The organism is Acidilutibacter cellobiosedens, assembly GCF_004103715.1.
Taxonomy (GTDB): Bacteria; Bacillota; Clostridia; order Tissierellales; family Acidilutibacteraceae; genus Acidilutibacter; species Acidilutibacter cellobiosedens.
In genome coordinates this window covers 16,795-32,375 of sequence record NZ_CP035282.1, presented here as the reverse complement: position 1 = coordinate 32,375, position 15,581 = coordinate 16,795, and the positions used below count along the sequence as shown (strand labels likewise).

General features: G+C 30.4%; 15 protein-coding genes and 1 riboswitch. Of the genes, 6 read left to right on the top strand and 9 right to left on the bottom strand.

The window, feature by feature from the left end; genetic code table 11:
- Window positions 1–152: 152 nt before the first annotated feature.
- The 5 genes from EQM13_RS00145 to yedF form a co-directional block, all read right to left on the bottom strand.
- Complete coding sequence (locus tag EQM13_RS00145; protein WP_071140560.1) at window positions 153–1,352, bottom strand: aminotransferase-like domain-containing protein; 1,200 nt, start codon at window positions 1,350–1,352, stop codon at window positions 153–155.
- Between the two features lie 152 nt (window positions 1,353–1,504).
- Window positions 1,505–1,717, bottom strand: coding sequence for a DUF951 domain-containing protein (locus EQM13_RS00140; protein ID WP_083381923.1), 213 nt, complete (start codon window positions 1,715–1,717; stop codon window positions 1,505–1,507).
- Entirely contained in the window at window positions 1,714–2,592 is an 879-nt protein-coding gene (locus EQM13_RS00135) for a mechanosensitive ion channel family protein (RefSeq protein WP_071140559.1), read from the bottom strand. The genes EQM13_RS00140 and EQM13_RS00135 overlap by 4 nt, the downstream gene beginning before the upstream one ends.
- Before the next feature lie 11 nt (window positions 2,593–2,603).
- Window positions 2,604–2,873: a DUF3343 domain-containing protein gene (locus EQM13_RS00130; protein ID WP_071140558.1), complete on the bottom strand. Its 270-nt coding sequence runs from the start codon at window positions 2,871–2,873 to the stop codon at window positions 2,604–2,606.
- A 10-nt stretch (window positions 2,874–2,883) separates the two neighbouring features.
- Window positions 2,884–3,483 carry a sulfurtransferase-like selenium metabolism protein YedF gene (gene yedF, locus EQM13_RS00125; protein WP_071140557.1) on the bottom strand — a complete coding sequence of 200 codons (600 nt, stop codon included), beginning with the start codon at window positions 3,481–3,483 and terminating at the stop codon, window positions 2,884–2,886.
- Between the two features lie 263 nt (window positions 3,484–3,746).
- Here yedF and EQM13_RS00120 point away from each other — a divergent pair, with 263 nt between their 5' ends.
- The 4 genes from EQM13_RS00120 to EQM13_RS00105 are packed head-to-tail and all read left to right on the top strand — an operon-like array spanning window position 3,747 to window position 6,128.
- Window positions 3,747–4,052 (top strand): hypothetical protein, encoded by a 306-nt coding sequence (locus tag EQM13_RS00120; RefSeq protein WP_071140556.1) that lies wholly within the window; start codon window positions 3,747–3,749, stop codon window positions 4,050–4,052.
- Between the two features lie 13 nt (window positions 4,053–4,065).
- Window positions 4,066–4,437, top strand: coding sequence for a DUF2089 domain-containing protein (locus tag EQM13_RS00115; RefSeq protein ID WP_071140555.1), 372 nt, complete (start codon window positions 4,066–4,068; stop codon window positions 4,435–4,437).
- A 13-nt stretch (window positions 4,438–4,450) separates the two neighbouring features.
- A complete protein-coding gene (locus tag EQM13_RS00110) occupies window positions 4,451–5,734 on the top strand; it encodes an SHOCT-like domain-containing protein (protein WP_071140554.1) in 1,284 nt (427 codons plus the stop codon).
- A gap of 10 nt (window positions 5,735–5,744) precedes the next feature.
- Window positions 5,745–6,128 carry an SHOCT-like domain-containing protein gene (locus EQM13_RS00105; RefSeq protein WP_071140553.1) on the top strand — a complete coding sequence of 128 codons (384 nt, stop codon included), beginning with the start codon at window positions 5,745–5,747 and terminating at the stop codon, window positions 6,126–6,128.
- A 67-nt stretch (window positions 6,129–6,195) separates the two neighbouring features.
- Here the strand turns inward: EQM13_RS00105 and EQM13_RS00100 are convergent, their stop codons facing one another.
- The 3 genes from EQM13_RS00100 to EQM13_RS00090 are packed head-to-tail and all read right to left on the bottom strand — an operon-like array spanning window position 6,196 to window position 8,562.
- On the bottom strand, window positions 6,196–6,828 hold the full coding sequence (locus EQM13_RS00100) for a hypothetical protein (RefSeq protein ID WP_071140552.1): 633 nt from the start codon (window positions 6,826–6,828) through the stop codon (window positions 6,196–6,198).
- Between the two features lie 24 nt (window positions 6,829–6,852).
- Window positions 6,853–7,449 carry a CvpA family protein gene (locus tag EQM13_RS00095; RefSeq protein ID WP_071140551.1) on the bottom strand — a complete coding sequence of 199 codons (597 nt, stop codon included), beginning with the start codon at window positions 7,447–7,449 and terminating at the stop codon, window positions 6,853–6,855.
- A gap of 18 nt (window positions 7,450–7,467) precedes the next feature.
- Window positions 7,468–8,562, bottom strand: coding sequence for a DUF5711 family protein (locus tag EQM13_RS00090; protein ID WP_071140550.1), 1,095 nt, complete (start codon window positions 8,560–8,562; stop codon window positions 7,468–7,470).
- Between the two features lie 224 nt (window positions 8,563–8,786).
- Here EQM13_RS00090 and pdxR point away from each other — a divergent pair, with 224 nt between their 5' ends.
- Window positions 8,787–10,235, top strand: a complete 1,449-nt coding sequence (pdxR, locus tag EQM13_RS00085) for a MocR-like pyridoxine biosynthesis transcription factor PdxR (RefSeq protein WP_071140549.1) — start codon at window positions 8,787–8,789, stop codon at window positions 10,233–10,235.
- 16 nt (window positions 10,236–10,251) lie between these two features.
- Here the strand turns inward: pdxR and EQM13_RS00080 are convergent, their stop codons facing one another.
- Window positions 10,252–11,895, bottom strand: coding sequence for a M20/M25/M40 family metallo-hydrolase (locus tag EQM13_RS00080; RefSeq protein WP_071140548.1), 1,644 nt, complete (start codon window positions 11,893–11,895; stop codon window positions 10,252–10,254).
- Window positions 11,896–12,327: 432 nt separating this feature from the next.
- A riboswitch (M-box (ykoK) riboswitch) is annotated at window positions 12,328–12,482 on the top strand.
- 351 nt (window positions 12,483–12,833) lie between these two features.
- Between EQM13_RS00080 and mgtA the strand changes: the two genes are divergently transcribed.
- Window positions 12,834–15,464: a magnesium-translocating P-type ATPase gene (mgtA, locus tag EQM13_RS00075; RefSeq protein WP_128751577.1), complete on the top strand. Its 2,631-nt coding sequence runs from the start codon at window positions 12,834–12,836 to the stop codon at window positions 15,462–15,464.
- Window positions 15,465–15,581 lie beyond the last annotated feature (117 nt).

Below are 15,581 nucleotides of genomic sequence, written 5' to 3'. Positions count from 1 at the left end.
TATTTTTTATAGAGCAAGGATACACTTTATAAATATATCATTATTATTGACATATTTCAAGGAAAATTTAACAATAGTTTTGGTAAAATTAATATTAAAATAAAAGCAGAAACCCTTATAAATTTAAAGATTTCTGCTTTTCATTGTGATTTCTATGCTTTCTCGGTCTCCAGCAGCATATCATTAATTGCAGCCGCCAGTCTTTTGATTCCTTCAATTATTTTTTCTTCATTCATACATGAATAATTAAGTCTCATGGTATTTTCATTCCCTCCATTGGGGAAGAACGACCCTCCCGGCACAAAGGCTACATTCTTTTTTAGCGCCTTTACTGCCAGTTCTCTCGCATTAATATTTTCCGGAAGAACAGCCCAAGTAAAAAGTCCACCATTAGGACGGGTAAAGCTAACACAATCAGGGAACTCATCTTCCATAGCCTTAATCATTACATCCCTTCTCTTTTTATAAACAGTTCGCAGTTTTTCAATATGTCCGTCTATATCATATTCCTCAAAAAATTCGGCAACCTGAATTTGAGAAATAGTACTTGACTGTAAATCAGCCCCTTGTTTTGTTAAAATAAATTTATTTAAAATATCCGAACGTGCATATACCCAGCCTAATCTTAATCCGGGGCAGAATATCTTTGAAAATGTCCCTAAGAATATTACCCTTCCTTCAGTATCATAATGAGCCAGCGCAGGAAGATACTCCCCTTCAAATCTTAATTCGCCATAAGGATTATCCTCAACTATTACAATATCATACTTATTTGCTAATTTAATTAGGCCTTTCCTTCTTTCTTCTGTCCATGTTCTTCCCGATGGATTTTGAAAATCCGGAATTACATATATAAATTTTACATTATCATTATTCTTTAAAATATCTTCTAAGTCTTCAAGGATCATTCCGTCTCCATCTGTCGGAACCTCTATAAATTTGGGTTCATAAGCTTTGAACGCATTTATTGCTCCCAGATAACTGGGACTTTCACAAAGTATTACGTCTCCCGGATTTATAAATATTTTCCCCGAAAAATCCAGACCCTGCTGAGAACCACTGATTACTAATATATTATCCTTGGATGCTTCCACGCCCAATTTTTTCATTCTTGATGCTATAACTTTTCTTAAAGGCTCATATCCTTCTGTAGGCCCATACTGTAAAGCTACCTTACCGTATTTCTCTAAAACATCAACAGATATTTTCTTCATTTCTTCAATTGGAAACAATTCCGCTGCCGGTAATCCTCCTGCAAAGGATATAACTTTAGGGTCTTGTGTAAGCTTTAACAACTCACGGATTTCCGAAGCCTTAATATTATCCATTCTTTCTGCATATTTTAAACTCACAATAACGCCCCCTATTCTTAAAAATAATTTCCTTTATGAAAACACTTTCCTATATAATCTTATCTCTTTTTTCTTATATTGTCTAATGGTTCTCAGTACTTTTAGCAGGAATTCTACTTTAACTTAGCATTTTTACATACTTATACGAATTATTAATTTTTATTAACACTTTCCCATTTTTCTCCCACCAAAATTTTTCTGACTTTTTTTTCAAAATCAATCCTGGGAATCCATAATTCTCTGCCGCATTTAGTACATTTAAGTTTAAAATCCACTCCTGTTCTTGTAATTTCCCATTTATTTTCTCCGCAAGGATGAACTTTTTTTAAAGATACTATATCTCCTACATTAAATTTTGTAATCAATTTTCTCCCCCCTGATGGCTATCTTCCACTATTATTTTCTTCGGGTATGAGACCGCAATTTTTTCTTTTTCAAAGGCTTCCTTTATATTTTTTCTTAATTCTCTTTCCACCTTCCACTGCTCCATAGGATTTGTTTTGGCAGTAACGGTTATTTCTATGTTATCCTTTCCCATATCGGTAATGCCGAGAACTGTAGGACCTTCTAATATACTCTTATCTTCCGATTTCAATTTTATACATACATTTTCGAGTATTTCAGTAACCCTCTCAATATTTTCTTCATAAGCAATATTGATTTTAACAAGAGCACTCATTGGGCCTTTACTTTTATTGGTCACAAATTGAATACTTCCGTTAGGTATTATATATAAATCTCCAGAAGAACCTCTAATCTTAGTCATTCTAAGTCCCATTTCTTCCACTGTGCCTTCCCATTCCCCTATTTTAACATAATCACCTACAGAATACTGGTCTTCAAAGAGAATCAAAAAACCGGATATTACATCTTTAACAAGGCTCTGAGCGCCGAAACCTACGGCAAGTCCCCCAATACCGGCAGTAGCAAGTATGGAATTGGTTTCTATCCCAAACAAATCCAATATAGACACTATTCCTATAAAATATATTACATATTTAAAAAGGTTTTTTAAAACTCCCGCAAGAGTTTTAGATTTTTTATCATCTATCCCGAATTTTAATTTTTCTCTTTTTTCAAAGGCTTTATCCACTACACCGTTGAGTATTTTTATAACTAATTTAATTACTGCAAGTATTACTGCTATTTTTACTAATTTTTCTATTAGATTCAAGTCACTGCCATCTGATGTAAAAAATATATTCAAGAATTTTTTTACTCTATTTAATGAATGCAGCATTTTATTCTCACCTACATGGAAATTTCTTCTATATATTTTTTCTTATCTTTTCTGATCAATTTGTACATGCCTTTTATCTCTAAGTTATTATCCTTAATAATACTATATATTGTTTCCTTATCTCCTAAATCAAAAAGGATAGAAAGGCCACAATTAGCGGTTATTTCTTGAGGAGTGGGTATGGTTTTTATTTTTAAATTTTGATTTTTAAATATTTTTTCACCTTTTATAGCATGACTGGTAGAATTAAAAGCAATTACTCCAAAACTTTCGTCAATCATTATAACTCTCCTAACTAATTGTTATGTTGTTTGAAGAATTTTTCAGCTTTTCAAGTATAACATACATATTAGTAACTTCTCCTACACCTAAGTTATCCTTCATTTTATAAAAATCAAGGCATGTTCCACAGGATAATATTTCCACACCTTCTTCTTCCAATTTTTTCAAATCATCCAATACTTCCGAACCTTTACATGTAAGTTTTATACCTCCATTATAAAATAAAAGGCAAGATGGATAGGGAGTTGATTGAGTTAAAGTGTATATGAAACTCTTAATAAGAATTTTCCCCAATTCTTCCGAACCCCTTCCCATAGTATTTGTCCCAAAAGCAATGGTTAAATCTTTGAAATTGCCAGAAGCACAGGTATTCCCTTTCTCCTCTCCTTCTCCTTTGGTTATAGTAATATAATACTCATTTTCCTTTCCCTTGTCCACCGAATATTTATATCCCAAGCTCTTTGCCAATTTAGAAACATTTTCTTTTGCTACTTCATTATCAATAATTGTAACTACAACATCATTATTCTTATCATCCAATGCTTTTTTAGTCATAATAACAGGTTTCGGACATTCCAGCCCTCTTGCATTAACTTCTTTCTTATTCATAAGTCTGCCTCCTTAATTATATAAACTAATTATATTATACATTCTTTCTACATATATAATCAATTATGTAAACATATAAAACTGATTTTTTTATATGTTATAATCTTAGAGAATTTTATATATTTAAGTTTATAATTAAAAATATTAATATAAGCATTAATATTTTTAATATTTATATTGACTTTCTATTTATTATCTATTATTATATCATTAAAGAGAAATTTTTTCTTGTTTTGTTTGTTTTGTTTAAGGAGGAATTAGACTTGAAAGAAAAAATTAAAAAATGTTCAAAATTAAAAATAATAATTAAAGATAAATCCGAAAATAAGACTATAAAAATTCCTTCTATACCTTTTTGGCTTTTAGATATCCTTGGAAATACAGCAATAAAATTTGTTGAAATTGCTTTTAAATATAAAAAAAGTTTCAAAGGAGATGAAAAATATTTAATAGAAGTATTCAAAGAAATTAACTTACATCAAATGTTAAATGAGTTAAAAAATTATGGACAATTTGATTTAGTTTATGTAGAAGATAGAGAAGATGAAATAAAAATTTCTGTGATATAAGGAAGGTGAAAATATGAATAGAGAAGTTATAGGAAAATGCCCTGTATGCGGAAAGGAAATGGAAGTAACCAGATTATCGTGTAACTATTGCAATACAACTATTGAGGGAAGTTTTACTCTTTGTAAATTCTGCAGACTCGGAGATGAGCAAAAAAAATTTGCGGAAATATTTATAAAAAACCGCGGAAATATAAAAGAAATAGAAAAGGAATTGGGAATCTCCTATCCAACGGTGAGAAATAAATTGGAAGACGTAATACAAGCATTAGGATATAGTCCTAAAGTTACTACCGTAAATATAGATAAAAAAGCTATATTGGAAAAATTAAAAAATGGAGAAATCTCTCCTGAAGAAGCTGTCAAATTATTAAAGGGAGAAGAATAAGGGGGCTTAAAAAATGAAGGAAGAAAAAATGATGATTTTGTCCATGTTAGAAGAAGGAAAAATAACAAGTACAGAAGCTATTAAACTTATTGAAGCTTTAGAGGAAAACGAAGAATTGGAAAAATGGGAAGAATGGGAAGAAGATAGTGAATCTGAAAATGCAGATAATACTAAAATCGATATAGAAAAGGACAATGATAAAGGGAAAATAAATGTCGATAAAGATTTATCCTCTGATAAGGACACCAAAAAGGAAGAAAATTCAAATTCTGATATAGGAAACAAAGTATTTAATATAATAAACAACATAGTAGATAAAACTCATTTTAATATAAATAATTCCATTTTCGAAACTGTAAATAAAACGTTGGAAAAAAATATATCTCATTTAGAAAATCCTTCTTTGGAATTGTGGGGTATGAACGGAGAAATAAAAATTTCTTCTTGGGATAAAGAATCTGTTCTTTTAAAGACTACATTTAAATTAAAAAAATATTTCTCCGGTAAGAACAGAGATGACGAGTTATACTCCTTTACTGAAAAAGACAACTCTATAATATTTAGCCCCTCTTCTAAACAGAACGTCCCAATTGTAGGCGTTAAAATTGAAGCATATATTCCCAATAGGAAATTTAATAAAATAACACTTACAACTTCCAACGGAAAAATTGAAGGAGAAAAAATACACGCTGATAAATTTATATGCAGAACCAGCAATTCATCAATAATATTTGAAAAAATAGACGCAAATAAGATAAAATGTAAAACTGATAACAGTAAAATACAAATGACCGATATTAATTCTTTTTCCATAGATTCAGCTACATCAAACGGAAGTGTCACTCTTACTAATATAAGTTCTTCCCTTACATCTTCAAGTACAAAGAATGGAAAAATAACTTTTGATAATATTTCGTCTGATAAAATAATCGGTACTACTTCTAATGGAAGCATAAATTTAAATGATATCAAATCAAAAACGATAAAAGTAAATACTTCTAATGGAAAGATAACTTTTGATAAAATTAAAACGGGCGATATGAAAAGTATAGAACTGAGTACATCTAATGATTCCATAGAAGGAAGCTTAAATCATATTTCAAAACCAACTTCTCTTGATTTGGAAACTTCACTAGGAACTATAGCTTTAGAGTTAGAAAATATGGTTTACAGAATTAATAAGAATAGTAAATTAGGTCCCAAAAAAATAATTGCTCACAGCATAGACTTTGACGAAAGCAAAGATCATCTAGATATATTATGCAGAACCTCAAACGGTTCAATAATAATTAAATAGGAGGTAAAAAATGGCTGAAAATTTAAAGGAAGAAAGAATGCAGATACTTAAAATGGTACAAAGCGAGAAAATAAGTATAGAAGAAGGGGTTAACCTTCTTGAAGCCCTCGAAGAAAAGACATCGGAAAACTTTGTTCAAAACCCCAGCCCTAAATGGATTAAAATAAGGGTTTACGATCCGGACGACGATACCAAAGTAAATGTAAATCTTCCTATTTCCTTTGTAGGTTTGGGATTAAAAATTGCTAAGAAATTTTCTCCCGAGTTAAAGGATACAGGTTTAGACGACAATGACTTCAAAGATATATTCGATGCCATTAAAAATGGCGCCGAAGGAAAAATAGTAGATTTGGAAAATGAAGATGGTGAAAAGGTAGAAATAACAGTTGAATGATTACAAAAATGTAAATTTCCCCTTAATAGAAATTCCTCCTCTTTTTAAAAAAGAGGAGGAATTTCTATTAATACCTATTGATTTTTTTCATATTATATATTATTCTCACTCCGATTATTACAAGAAGTATAGGCCATAAATAAGATATTACCTTCCAAAATCCATATTTAATTACATTCTTTGAAGATAAAAGGAACAGTAGAGAAAGAATTACAAATATTGCTGAAAGATTTCTGGCCCAACTTTCTCCAATTCTTTTATATCCGACTATATATATTACATAAAAAGATACAGCTAAAAGGAGGAAAAATATCCAGCTTATATCCCCATAAACAAGCTCTTCGATTAAACTGTAGGTACCTATTACGGGAAGTATACAGCCGAATATCAAATAACCCTTTGTACTATATTTTTTATACATAATTAATGATATAATCCCAAGTATCCATAAATATACAAACCCTTTTATATTTACGGTGTCAAAAATATATTCATTAATTAAGGATACTAAAGAAACAGCAAGAAGTATTAACCCTATAGTCATATATCCCATCTGTTTTCTGTAAAAATATAGTATTATAAAAAACAGTGATGTAATAAAAATTATCCAACTAAAGGAAAGTACGTTTAAATTTAAAAGCAAAAACATAATTCCTATGGCTATTAGTATAATCCCAAAAGAATAATCTTTTTTTCCCATAAAAATTCCTCCTTAAATACTATATTATATAAAATCATTTGAATCAAAAAAATCACGAATAAAATTTTGATGGATAAAATACTCAGACAATATAGATTCATCTATTCCTTTGCTTATTTTTCCATCGGGAAAAATATAAGTGATAGGAGAAAGAAGGGCAAATATAATATACACTATTACCATCCCTTTAATTATTCCAAATAAAAATCCACCTATTTTATCAAGTTGCCTAAGTACAGGAACTTTAAAAATGCCTGAAACTATATTAAGTACCAATCCCAAAAGAAATCTCACTATCATATATACAATTAAAATGGATACTACATTTATTACTATATTAATTACTCCTTTGGAAATAATATCGGTTAAAAACGTCGGATCTTTTTCAATTTTACTAAAAAATAGTATTTTTATAATTATTCCCAATATATTTTTAAATATGTCATATACATGTGGATTATTTATTATATACCCATATAAAACGGGGTAATACCTTTTTGTTAGTAGAATAGCCAATATAAATTGTATTAAATAAAATACTGATTTTATAAATCCTAAACTTAATCCTTTAAATATATTATATATTATTATAAATAAAATAAGTAAATCCAACCAATTCATAAAATTCACCTTACCGTTTTATTTATTTGAAATCTCCATTATTTCTATCTTCTCCGGAAATATCACTACTACTTCCTTGCCATTAGCAAAAACATTTTTTATTTCTCCGTCAGTTTTATATTTCAGCACTTCTTTTCCTTCTTTGCTAAAACCCGATATATATGTATCCCCAAATAAAAGGAAGTATTTATCATTAAAGAAAATAATTTTATTGTATTCTTCCTTCAAAGATATTTTTTCCTCTGTTTTTCCCTCAAAATTAATTATCTCTAAAGTATCATCATATAACAAATAAATATTTTTGTCTTGAACATATATATTTTTAATTTTGTTCATGCCCTTTTCCCAAATAATACTATTACTCTTTAAAAAATATATCTTACTATCAGTAAGTAAAATTAGACTATCATTATTTACAAACTGAGTAAAGATCAAAATCTCATCATTAAATTTGTATCTATTTATTTCCTTTCCGTTCATTTCATATAAAACAAGAGTACTGCTCATATTATCTTCATCTAAATTAAGAGTGGAAACATCATATTTTGTTTTTTTATCATCTACATTTAAATCAAGAAAATATCCGCCCTCAAAAATGGAACTCGCTATAAGCTTTCCATTTCCGTCTAAAATACTTAATTTCCCTCCCACATCATTATTCTGGACAATTATAAGAGTATTATTTTTTTCAAACATTCTTGATATCTGAGATTTCATTTCTACCCTTTTTATGCTTTTTCCTTCTTTGCTTAAATAATATATATCTCCTGTACTGCCCTCTGAAAAATATATATTATTTTTGCCAAAACTAACAAGAGGCTCTTGAAAATCCGATTTCTTCTCCCACCCTTTATTTCCATCAGTCCTCACTGCTATAATGCTTCCTTCTTCCCATCTTATTAGCATATTTTCGTACAGCTTCATATTTTCCGTATTTATTTTAATTGGAAAACTATCTTTTAAAACTAAAGTTTTAGAATTTCCCCCTATTTTGCGTATAAGATCTTCAAATTTTAATCTGATGTCTTCATTTGAGAAAAAAACAATTAATAATAATAATATCAAAATAAAAATTTTAAATCCCTTGGGCCTTTTAGCAATATCTTTTTCCAATATCTTTCATCCCCTTTTTCCCCTGTGATATGCTATTTATTAAACAGCATGTCAAAATTCTCCCTATATAAAAGTTTAACAAAAAATCTTAATATAAACAACACAACTGGTATAATTACTTTTTTGTTATTTGGTCAATTTATATATTTCTATAGTGGATTTCAGCTTATAGGTATGTTATAATTAATGTATCGATACATTTTAATTGTTTAAGGAGGTAAACAATGAAAATATCTTTGGATAAAAGCGTAAACACTCCATTATACGTACAACTTTGTGAAGAAATAAAAGAAAACATAATCAAAGAAAATCTGAAAGAAGAAGAGAAGCTTCCTTCCATAAGAAGCCTGGCAAGGGAATTAAATATAAACAATATAACCGTAATAAATGCATATAAATTGTTGGAAAAAGAAGGGTATGTATATTCAAAAGGGGGAAGCGGTACTTATGTGAGGAGTATAGGAAAAAACTTGGAATATAAATATTATTCGGAAAAAGAAATCGATCTTATGTCTTCCGGAATACTGACTCTCTCAAAGAACAGCATTAATTTTGCCAATATATCTCCTAATCCTGAGCTCTTTCCAGTAAAGGAATTTAAAGAGGCTATAATAGAAGTACTTGACAGGGAAAAGGGAAATGCCTTTGTCTATCCCGAAATAAACGGATATGAACCTTTAAGGGAATCAATATCGTCATTTCTTAAAGAAAATTATAAAATAGATGTGGAAAAAAATCAAATTCAGATAACTTCCGGAGGACAACAGGGAATAGATATTGTAACTAAAACTTTGATTTATCCGGGAGATTATGTCTTTGTAGAAAATCCGACTTATCAAAGTGCCATTGACAATTTTAAGTGGCGAGGAGCAAACATACTCGATATTCCAATAAACGAAAATGGAATCGATATTGATACTCTCAAAAAACGTGCTAAAGAATACAGACCAAAGCTTTTATATGTAATGCCAAATTACCAAAGCCCCACTACCTATTCCTATAGTGAAAAGATTAAGGAAGAACTCGTAAAATGTGCTTATGAATATAACTTTTATATACTGGAAGATGATTTTCTCTCGGACCTTACCTACCAAGGTGAAAAGAGAATTCCTTTAAAAGCAATAGATAAGCATGATCAGATAATTTATATAAAAACATTCTCGAAAATTTTTATGCCCGGAATAAGAATGGGATTTTTAACCATTCCTAAAAGACTATCCAAGGGCATAATAAGAGCAAAGCATATTACGGATATATCTTCTTCAGGGTTTATTCAAAAATCCTTTGACCTTTATTTACGAAAAGGCTTATGGAAAAATCACATGGAAAATATAATGAAGATCTATAAGAAAAAGTACAAGCTTATGTTAAAAGAAATCACCAATCTCAAAAAATACGGAGTATCCTTCTTTGATCCTAAAGGCGGATTAAGTTTTTGGCTTAAACTCCCTGCAGGAGTAAATTCCATCGATATGTACAACGAATGTGCCAAAAATAACGTAATAATAGTTCCGGGTGATATATTCTTTATAGATAAGAATATAGACACGAACTATATAAGGTTAAGCTTCGGAGATGTAGACGACGAATATATAATTAAGGGAATGAGAACAATAGAAAATTTTTTAATCCAACAAATAAAAGAAAAAAACCAATACATCCCTTTAGTTTAACACCTATTCTCCTCTATTAATTAAGTAAATTTTTAATCGTATCATATAAAATTTGAGGAAACACATTAAAGGAATAATCCCTATGAAGTCTTTCGGTAAATTTGTGGGCATCTTTTCCGAAAGGTCCTATATTAGCTGTAGGTAAATTTAATTGCTGCATTTCCTTTAACGGAAGACTGTATAATATACCATATCCGGGAGTATTGTTCCTAAAGACACTAATTATCCTTTCTTCTTTTGGAGCAGAGACATAGCTCAGATCCGAAATCCAAGGGAAAAACTTTTTAATTTGAATATCATATTTCCCACCATTTTGAATTGCAGCTTTTTCTATAGAATTTATAAATCTTTTCTCATTGATATTATTGCCCTTTACATAGGTATGAGGATAATAAATGGGAGAAAAATATATTATTATAACCGGATTTTTATCCGACCATAGTTCATGTAATTCTTTAACTATTTCTAATGTAACAGTCAGCTTATCAGTTTCAGGCTTTTGAAGGTATCTTTCCGTTAAATTATTGATCAAATTATCTGCCTCTTCTCCTCTTTCGGCTTTAACAGTTTTATATAGCTCTTCATAAGTCATTACTCTTGCTTCCCATGAAATTCTTTTATAAGGAAAACCCGTCATCCCATAGTATCTTTCTGCGTTTCTTTCAACTCTTTCTATAACCTTTTTAAAAGATTCTTTAGCGGCTTTCTTCATTCTTTTCATTACTCCGTCAGGAGTACTGTTATTTGTTAAATAATTAAAATACAGATAAGCCGTTCTGGCTGTTTGAACAGAATATTCATTTTTAAGGTCTTTCTGCTTTAACGTAACAGGAGGTAATGTAAACTCTCCTTCCATTTCATCGCAATATTCACAATTCAAGTCAATATCACAGGTTATCTGAGAGGCAATTAAATTGGGATCCAAGCCTGAAAAAGGCTCTCCCACATGGGCTTCCTTTCCAACTATATAAAACGTAGGCATCAATTTCCCTGCTGTTCCTGTAAATATGTATTTTTTTTCATCCTTTGGATATAAAGATGTGGTAATGTCCGTATTTATAAGTCCTAAATACTCAAAACCCTGCTCCTCTTTTAACTTTATCAGTTCGGGAACTGCGGCAATCATCCCCGTGGAATTTCCCTCCTCGTCTGCTTCCGATAAAAATACAATATTGCCTTCAAGGTCCTCAAAATTTTGAGAAATATCCTCTATTACCATCATTGCCCCGGCAATGCCACATTTCATATCAAATATTCCTCTTCCAAATAAATATTCTCCCGAATATAAATCTTTTGAAACATCTTCAGGCAAAACGACATTTTTAAGTTTTTCTTTTAATTCCCTCGGGTTTGTTGCATATCGGCTTAAATCCCCATAATCAGAAATCCCCACAGTATCTAAATGGCCCATTATTATTAAAGTATTCTTGTTTCTTCTCTTCTCTCCCTTTACTATAGCTATTACATTTTTCCTATTCAAATTATCGCCTTTTATGTCAATCAATCTAATCAAGTTTGGATGCTCTTTAAAATAATTCATGGACTTAAACTTCTCATAAATAAATCGAGCCACCTTTGTTTCATCCGCCGTACCGGCAACCCCTAAAATACTAGTCAATTCCAATGTCAGTTTTTCAATTTTTTCAGCCATATTTTCCATAATCCAACGTTATCCTCCCACCGGTCAAAATAAATATAACTATATTATAATTATATCATTTATTTTTTTATTTTTATACTGCAACACAAGGGGACGGTCCTTTTGTGTCGTTTCTACCTCCGGATTATGCTGAAATCAATGGAATTCAAATATAATATTTATATCAATACGAATAAAAAATCAGCAGGAATAAAAGATTTAAATTGAATTTAAAATGATAAAAAAAGAATCTAATTTACTGTTGAATTTGAAGTGTTTTGAGACTTAAAAATAAATATGACAATTTACTTGACAAACTCCGAACTTTAACGATTTTTTTATTCTTCAACTGTCAAAGACCCGTTCACCCATGTCTTCAACATGTCTTCAAAATAAAAAAATTTCTAATGGTTGACTTTCCTTTTAAATAAGATTATACTAATAATATAATTAAATAAACCTCGGTAGGTGAGGTTACCGAAAGGATATGGGTTGCTACCGTAAAAGAATGGAAACACTCTGAGCTGGTAAGCAAGTTTTGTCGTAAGGCTTAACTTAATGCAACTTCAGTGCCTTTTAGAGCCAAAACTTGAACGAGAAGATTATTTTAACCTTCGCTATTCAAGTTTGCGAAGATTTTTTATTTATTTGGAGGTGAGAAGAATTGGATGGTGACGGAAGTAGTCTGCGGAAGGGCATAAAAGATATATATAAAGTTAAAAGACTAAACAACTTAATTACTTATCCATTCTTCCACGAAAGAAGTAATAAGGCTGTTTAATCTTGTCTTTTAATATATCCCAATGACAATATCCTTCCACGAATTTAGTTGTATTTCCAATTCAAAATATTTTTTTCTTAAAAATCAATACTATATATGAAAGATGAAAAAATTTTTGGGTTAAAAAATCTCTTATGTTAACCTTAGTTTTATTATTGTCATTTTGGGGGTGAAAAAAATGAAGAATATAAATTTCAAAAAGATATCGGCTATAACTGAAAATCTCTATAAATACAGCCAAAAAGAAATAAAGGACATATTAAATGAATTTGGTACCAGCTTAGATGGAATCACTGATGAAGAAGCTGCTGAAAGATTAGAAAAATACGGAGAAAATGTAATAACATATGAAAAAGATACTCCATGGTTTGTATACCTTGCAAAATCCTTTGTAGACCCATTTATTCTGGTATTGGCCATTATTGCTTTTGTCTCCTTTATTACAGATGTATTATTCGCAAAACCAGGGCAAAAAAACTGGATAACATTATTTATAATATTAACAATGATTATAATCAGTGCGACCCTTCGTTTTATTCAAGAATACAAATCTGCAATCGAATCGGATAAATTGAAACAGGCTGTTAATACAACTACAGCTATTGTAAGAAAAGATAAGGGTAAAAGAGAAACCTATATAACAGAAGTAGTTCCTGGAGATATAATCCATCTGGCTGCGGGAGATATGGTTCCTGCAGATATGAGAATTATATCATGTAAGGATTTGTTCATCAGTCAGTCAGCCTTGACCGGTGAATCCGAACCCGTTGAAAAGTATGTATCACCTATAAAAAATATAAATAAAGGAATTGCTGATCTTGATAATATTTGCTTAATGGGAACAAATGTAATAAGTGGTACTGCTGTAGCTGTGGTATTATCTACAGGCAACGACACTTATTTTGGTTCAATGTCAAAATCCCTTGTGGGACAAAGAGGAAAAACAAGTTTTGAAAGAGGAGTAAACAGTGTTAGTCTCCTTCTTATAAAATTTATGCTTATTATGGTTCCTATTGTCTTTTTAATAAATGGTATTACGAAAGGAGATTGGCTACAAGCTTTTCTTTTTTCAGTATCCATAGCGGTAGGTCTGACTCCTGAAATGCTTCCTACAATTGTCACTACTAATCTGTCGAAAGGCGCTATTTCTCTTTCTAAACACAAAATTATAGTTAAGAGGCTAAATTCCATTCAAAATTTCGGCGCAATGGATGTACTATGCACAGATAAAACAGGCACTCTTACTTTAGATAAAATAGTTTTAGAAAAACATTTGGATGTGTCCGGGAATGAAAACGACAGGGTTCTAAGGCATGCTTATCTGAACAGCTATTATCAGACAGGACTCAAAAATTTAATGGATCTGGCTGTTATTGAATATGGAGATAAATTAGGATTTAACAATTTAATTAATAAATACAAAAAAATAGATGAAATACCTTTTGATTTCGTAAGAAGAAGAATGTCTGTTGTAGTAATCAGCGAAAACAATAAAAGACAGCTTGTAACTAAGGGTGCTATTGAAGAAATGCTATCCGTATGTACACTCGTTGAGTTGGATGAAAAGGTAGTTCCCTTGACTGATGAAATAAAAACAAAAGTATCAAAAATGGTTTCCGACCTTAATAAAGATGGAATGAGAGTATTGGCTATAGCACAGAAAAATGATATTCCCGACGAGAATAATTTCAGCGTTCAAGATGAAAAAGATATGGTTTTAATGGGATATATAGGATTTTTAGATCCTCCAAAAGATTCTGCATCTGCTGCTATAAAGGCCCTTCAATACAATGGGGTAAGAATAAAAATATTAACCGGCGATAATGAAATTGTCACCAGAAAAATATGTAAAGATGTAGGTATTCCTGCTGAGAATATTAAATTAGGCATTGATATAGATAAAATGAGTGATGAGGAATTATCTAAAGAAGCAGAATCTACCGACGTATTTGCAAAACTGTCTCCTATTCAAAAATCAAAGATAATTAACATTCTCCAAAAAAACGGTCATGTTGTCGGTTATATGGGCGATGGAATCAACGATGCAGCGGCATTAAAGGAATCGGATGTAGGGATATCTGTTGATACGGGAGTAGATATTGCAAAAGAATCGGCAGATATAATACTGCTTCAGAAAGATCTGATGGTTCTTGAACAAGGTGTATTAGAAGGAAGAAGGGTATTCGGAAATATTATTAAATATATAAAAATGGCTACCAGTTCTAACTTTGGAAATGTATTTAGTGTATTAATAGCAAGTGCTTTCTTGCCGTTTCTACCAATGCTTCCGATACAACTTTTAGTACAAAATCTTCTTTACAGTATATCTCAATTATCAATTCCTTGGGACTCTATGGACGAAGAATATCTAAAAGTACCCCGTGAATGGAACGCAAATGACATCGGAAAATTTATGATACGAATAGGTCCTATTAGCTCTATATTTGATATAGTTACATTTATTATCATGTGGTATGTGTTTAAAACAAATTCTGTTGAATCTCAATCATTATTTCAATCCGGATGGTTTATAGAAGGCCTTTTATCACAAACATTGATAGTTCATATGATAAGAACAAAAAAAATACCTTTTATACAAAGCAGAGCTACAAAGCCGGTTCTTACTCTTACAATTATTATAATGATTATAGGAATATCAATTCCCTTTACTACTTTTGGAAATTATATAGAATTTGTTCCATTACCATTAAAATATTTTCTATGGCTTGGAATAATACTTTTATCCTATTGCATGTCGATTCAAATAGCAAAAAATATTTATATTAAAAAATTTAATAGCTGGCTTTAATCTTTATTTACGAATTAATTATGCTGTTAAGCCGAATAAGCTTAACAACATAATTAATTCACTAAAATGCATAAAATAAAAAAGGCTTCTATAGAGTTGGAGCCTTTTTTTAATTAA

Coding starts and splice junctions, on each gene's coding strand:
- EQM13_RS00135 (WP_071140559.1), bottom strand. CDS start 2,592: ATGCTGCATTCATTAAATAGAGTAAAAAAATTCTTGAATATATTTTTT.
- EQM13_RS00130 (WP_071140558.1), bottom strand. CDS start 2,873: ATGATTGACGAAAGTTTTGGAGTAATTGCTTTTAATTCTACCAGTCAT.
- yedF (WP_071140557.1), bottom strand. CDS start 3,483: ATGAATAAGAAAGAAGTTAATGCAAGAGGGCTGGAATGTCCGAAACCT.
- EQM13_RS00115 (WP_071140555.1), top strand. CDS start 4,066: ATGAATAGAGAAGTTATAGGAAAATGCCCTGTATGCGGAAAGGAAATG.
- EQM13_RS00110 (WP_071140554.1), top strand. CDS start 4,451: ATGAAGGAAGAAAAAATGATGATTTTGTCCATGTTAGAAGAAGGAAAA.
- EQM13_RS00105 (WP_071140553.1), top strand. CDS start 5,745: ATGGCTGAAAATTTAAAGGAAGAAAGAATGCAGATACTTAAAATGGTA.
- EQM13_RS00100 (WP_071140552.1), bottom strand. CDS start 6,828: ATGGGAAAAAAAGATTATTCTTTTGGGATTATACTAATAGCCATAGGA.
- EQM13_RS00095 (WP_071140551.1), bottom strand. CDS start 7,449: ATGAATTGGTTGGATTTACTTATTTTATTTATAATAATATATAATATA.
- pdxR (WP_071140549.1), top strand. CDS start 8,787: ATGAAAATATCTTTGGATAAAAGCGTAAACACTCCATTATACGTACAA.
- EQM13_RS00080 (WP_071140548.1), bottom strand. CDS start 11,895: ATGGAAAATATGGCTGAAAAAATTGAAAAACTGACATTGGAATTGACT.
- mgtA (WP_128751577.1), top strand. CDS start 12,834: ATGAAGAATATAAATTTCAAAAAGATATCGGCTATAACTGAAAATCTC.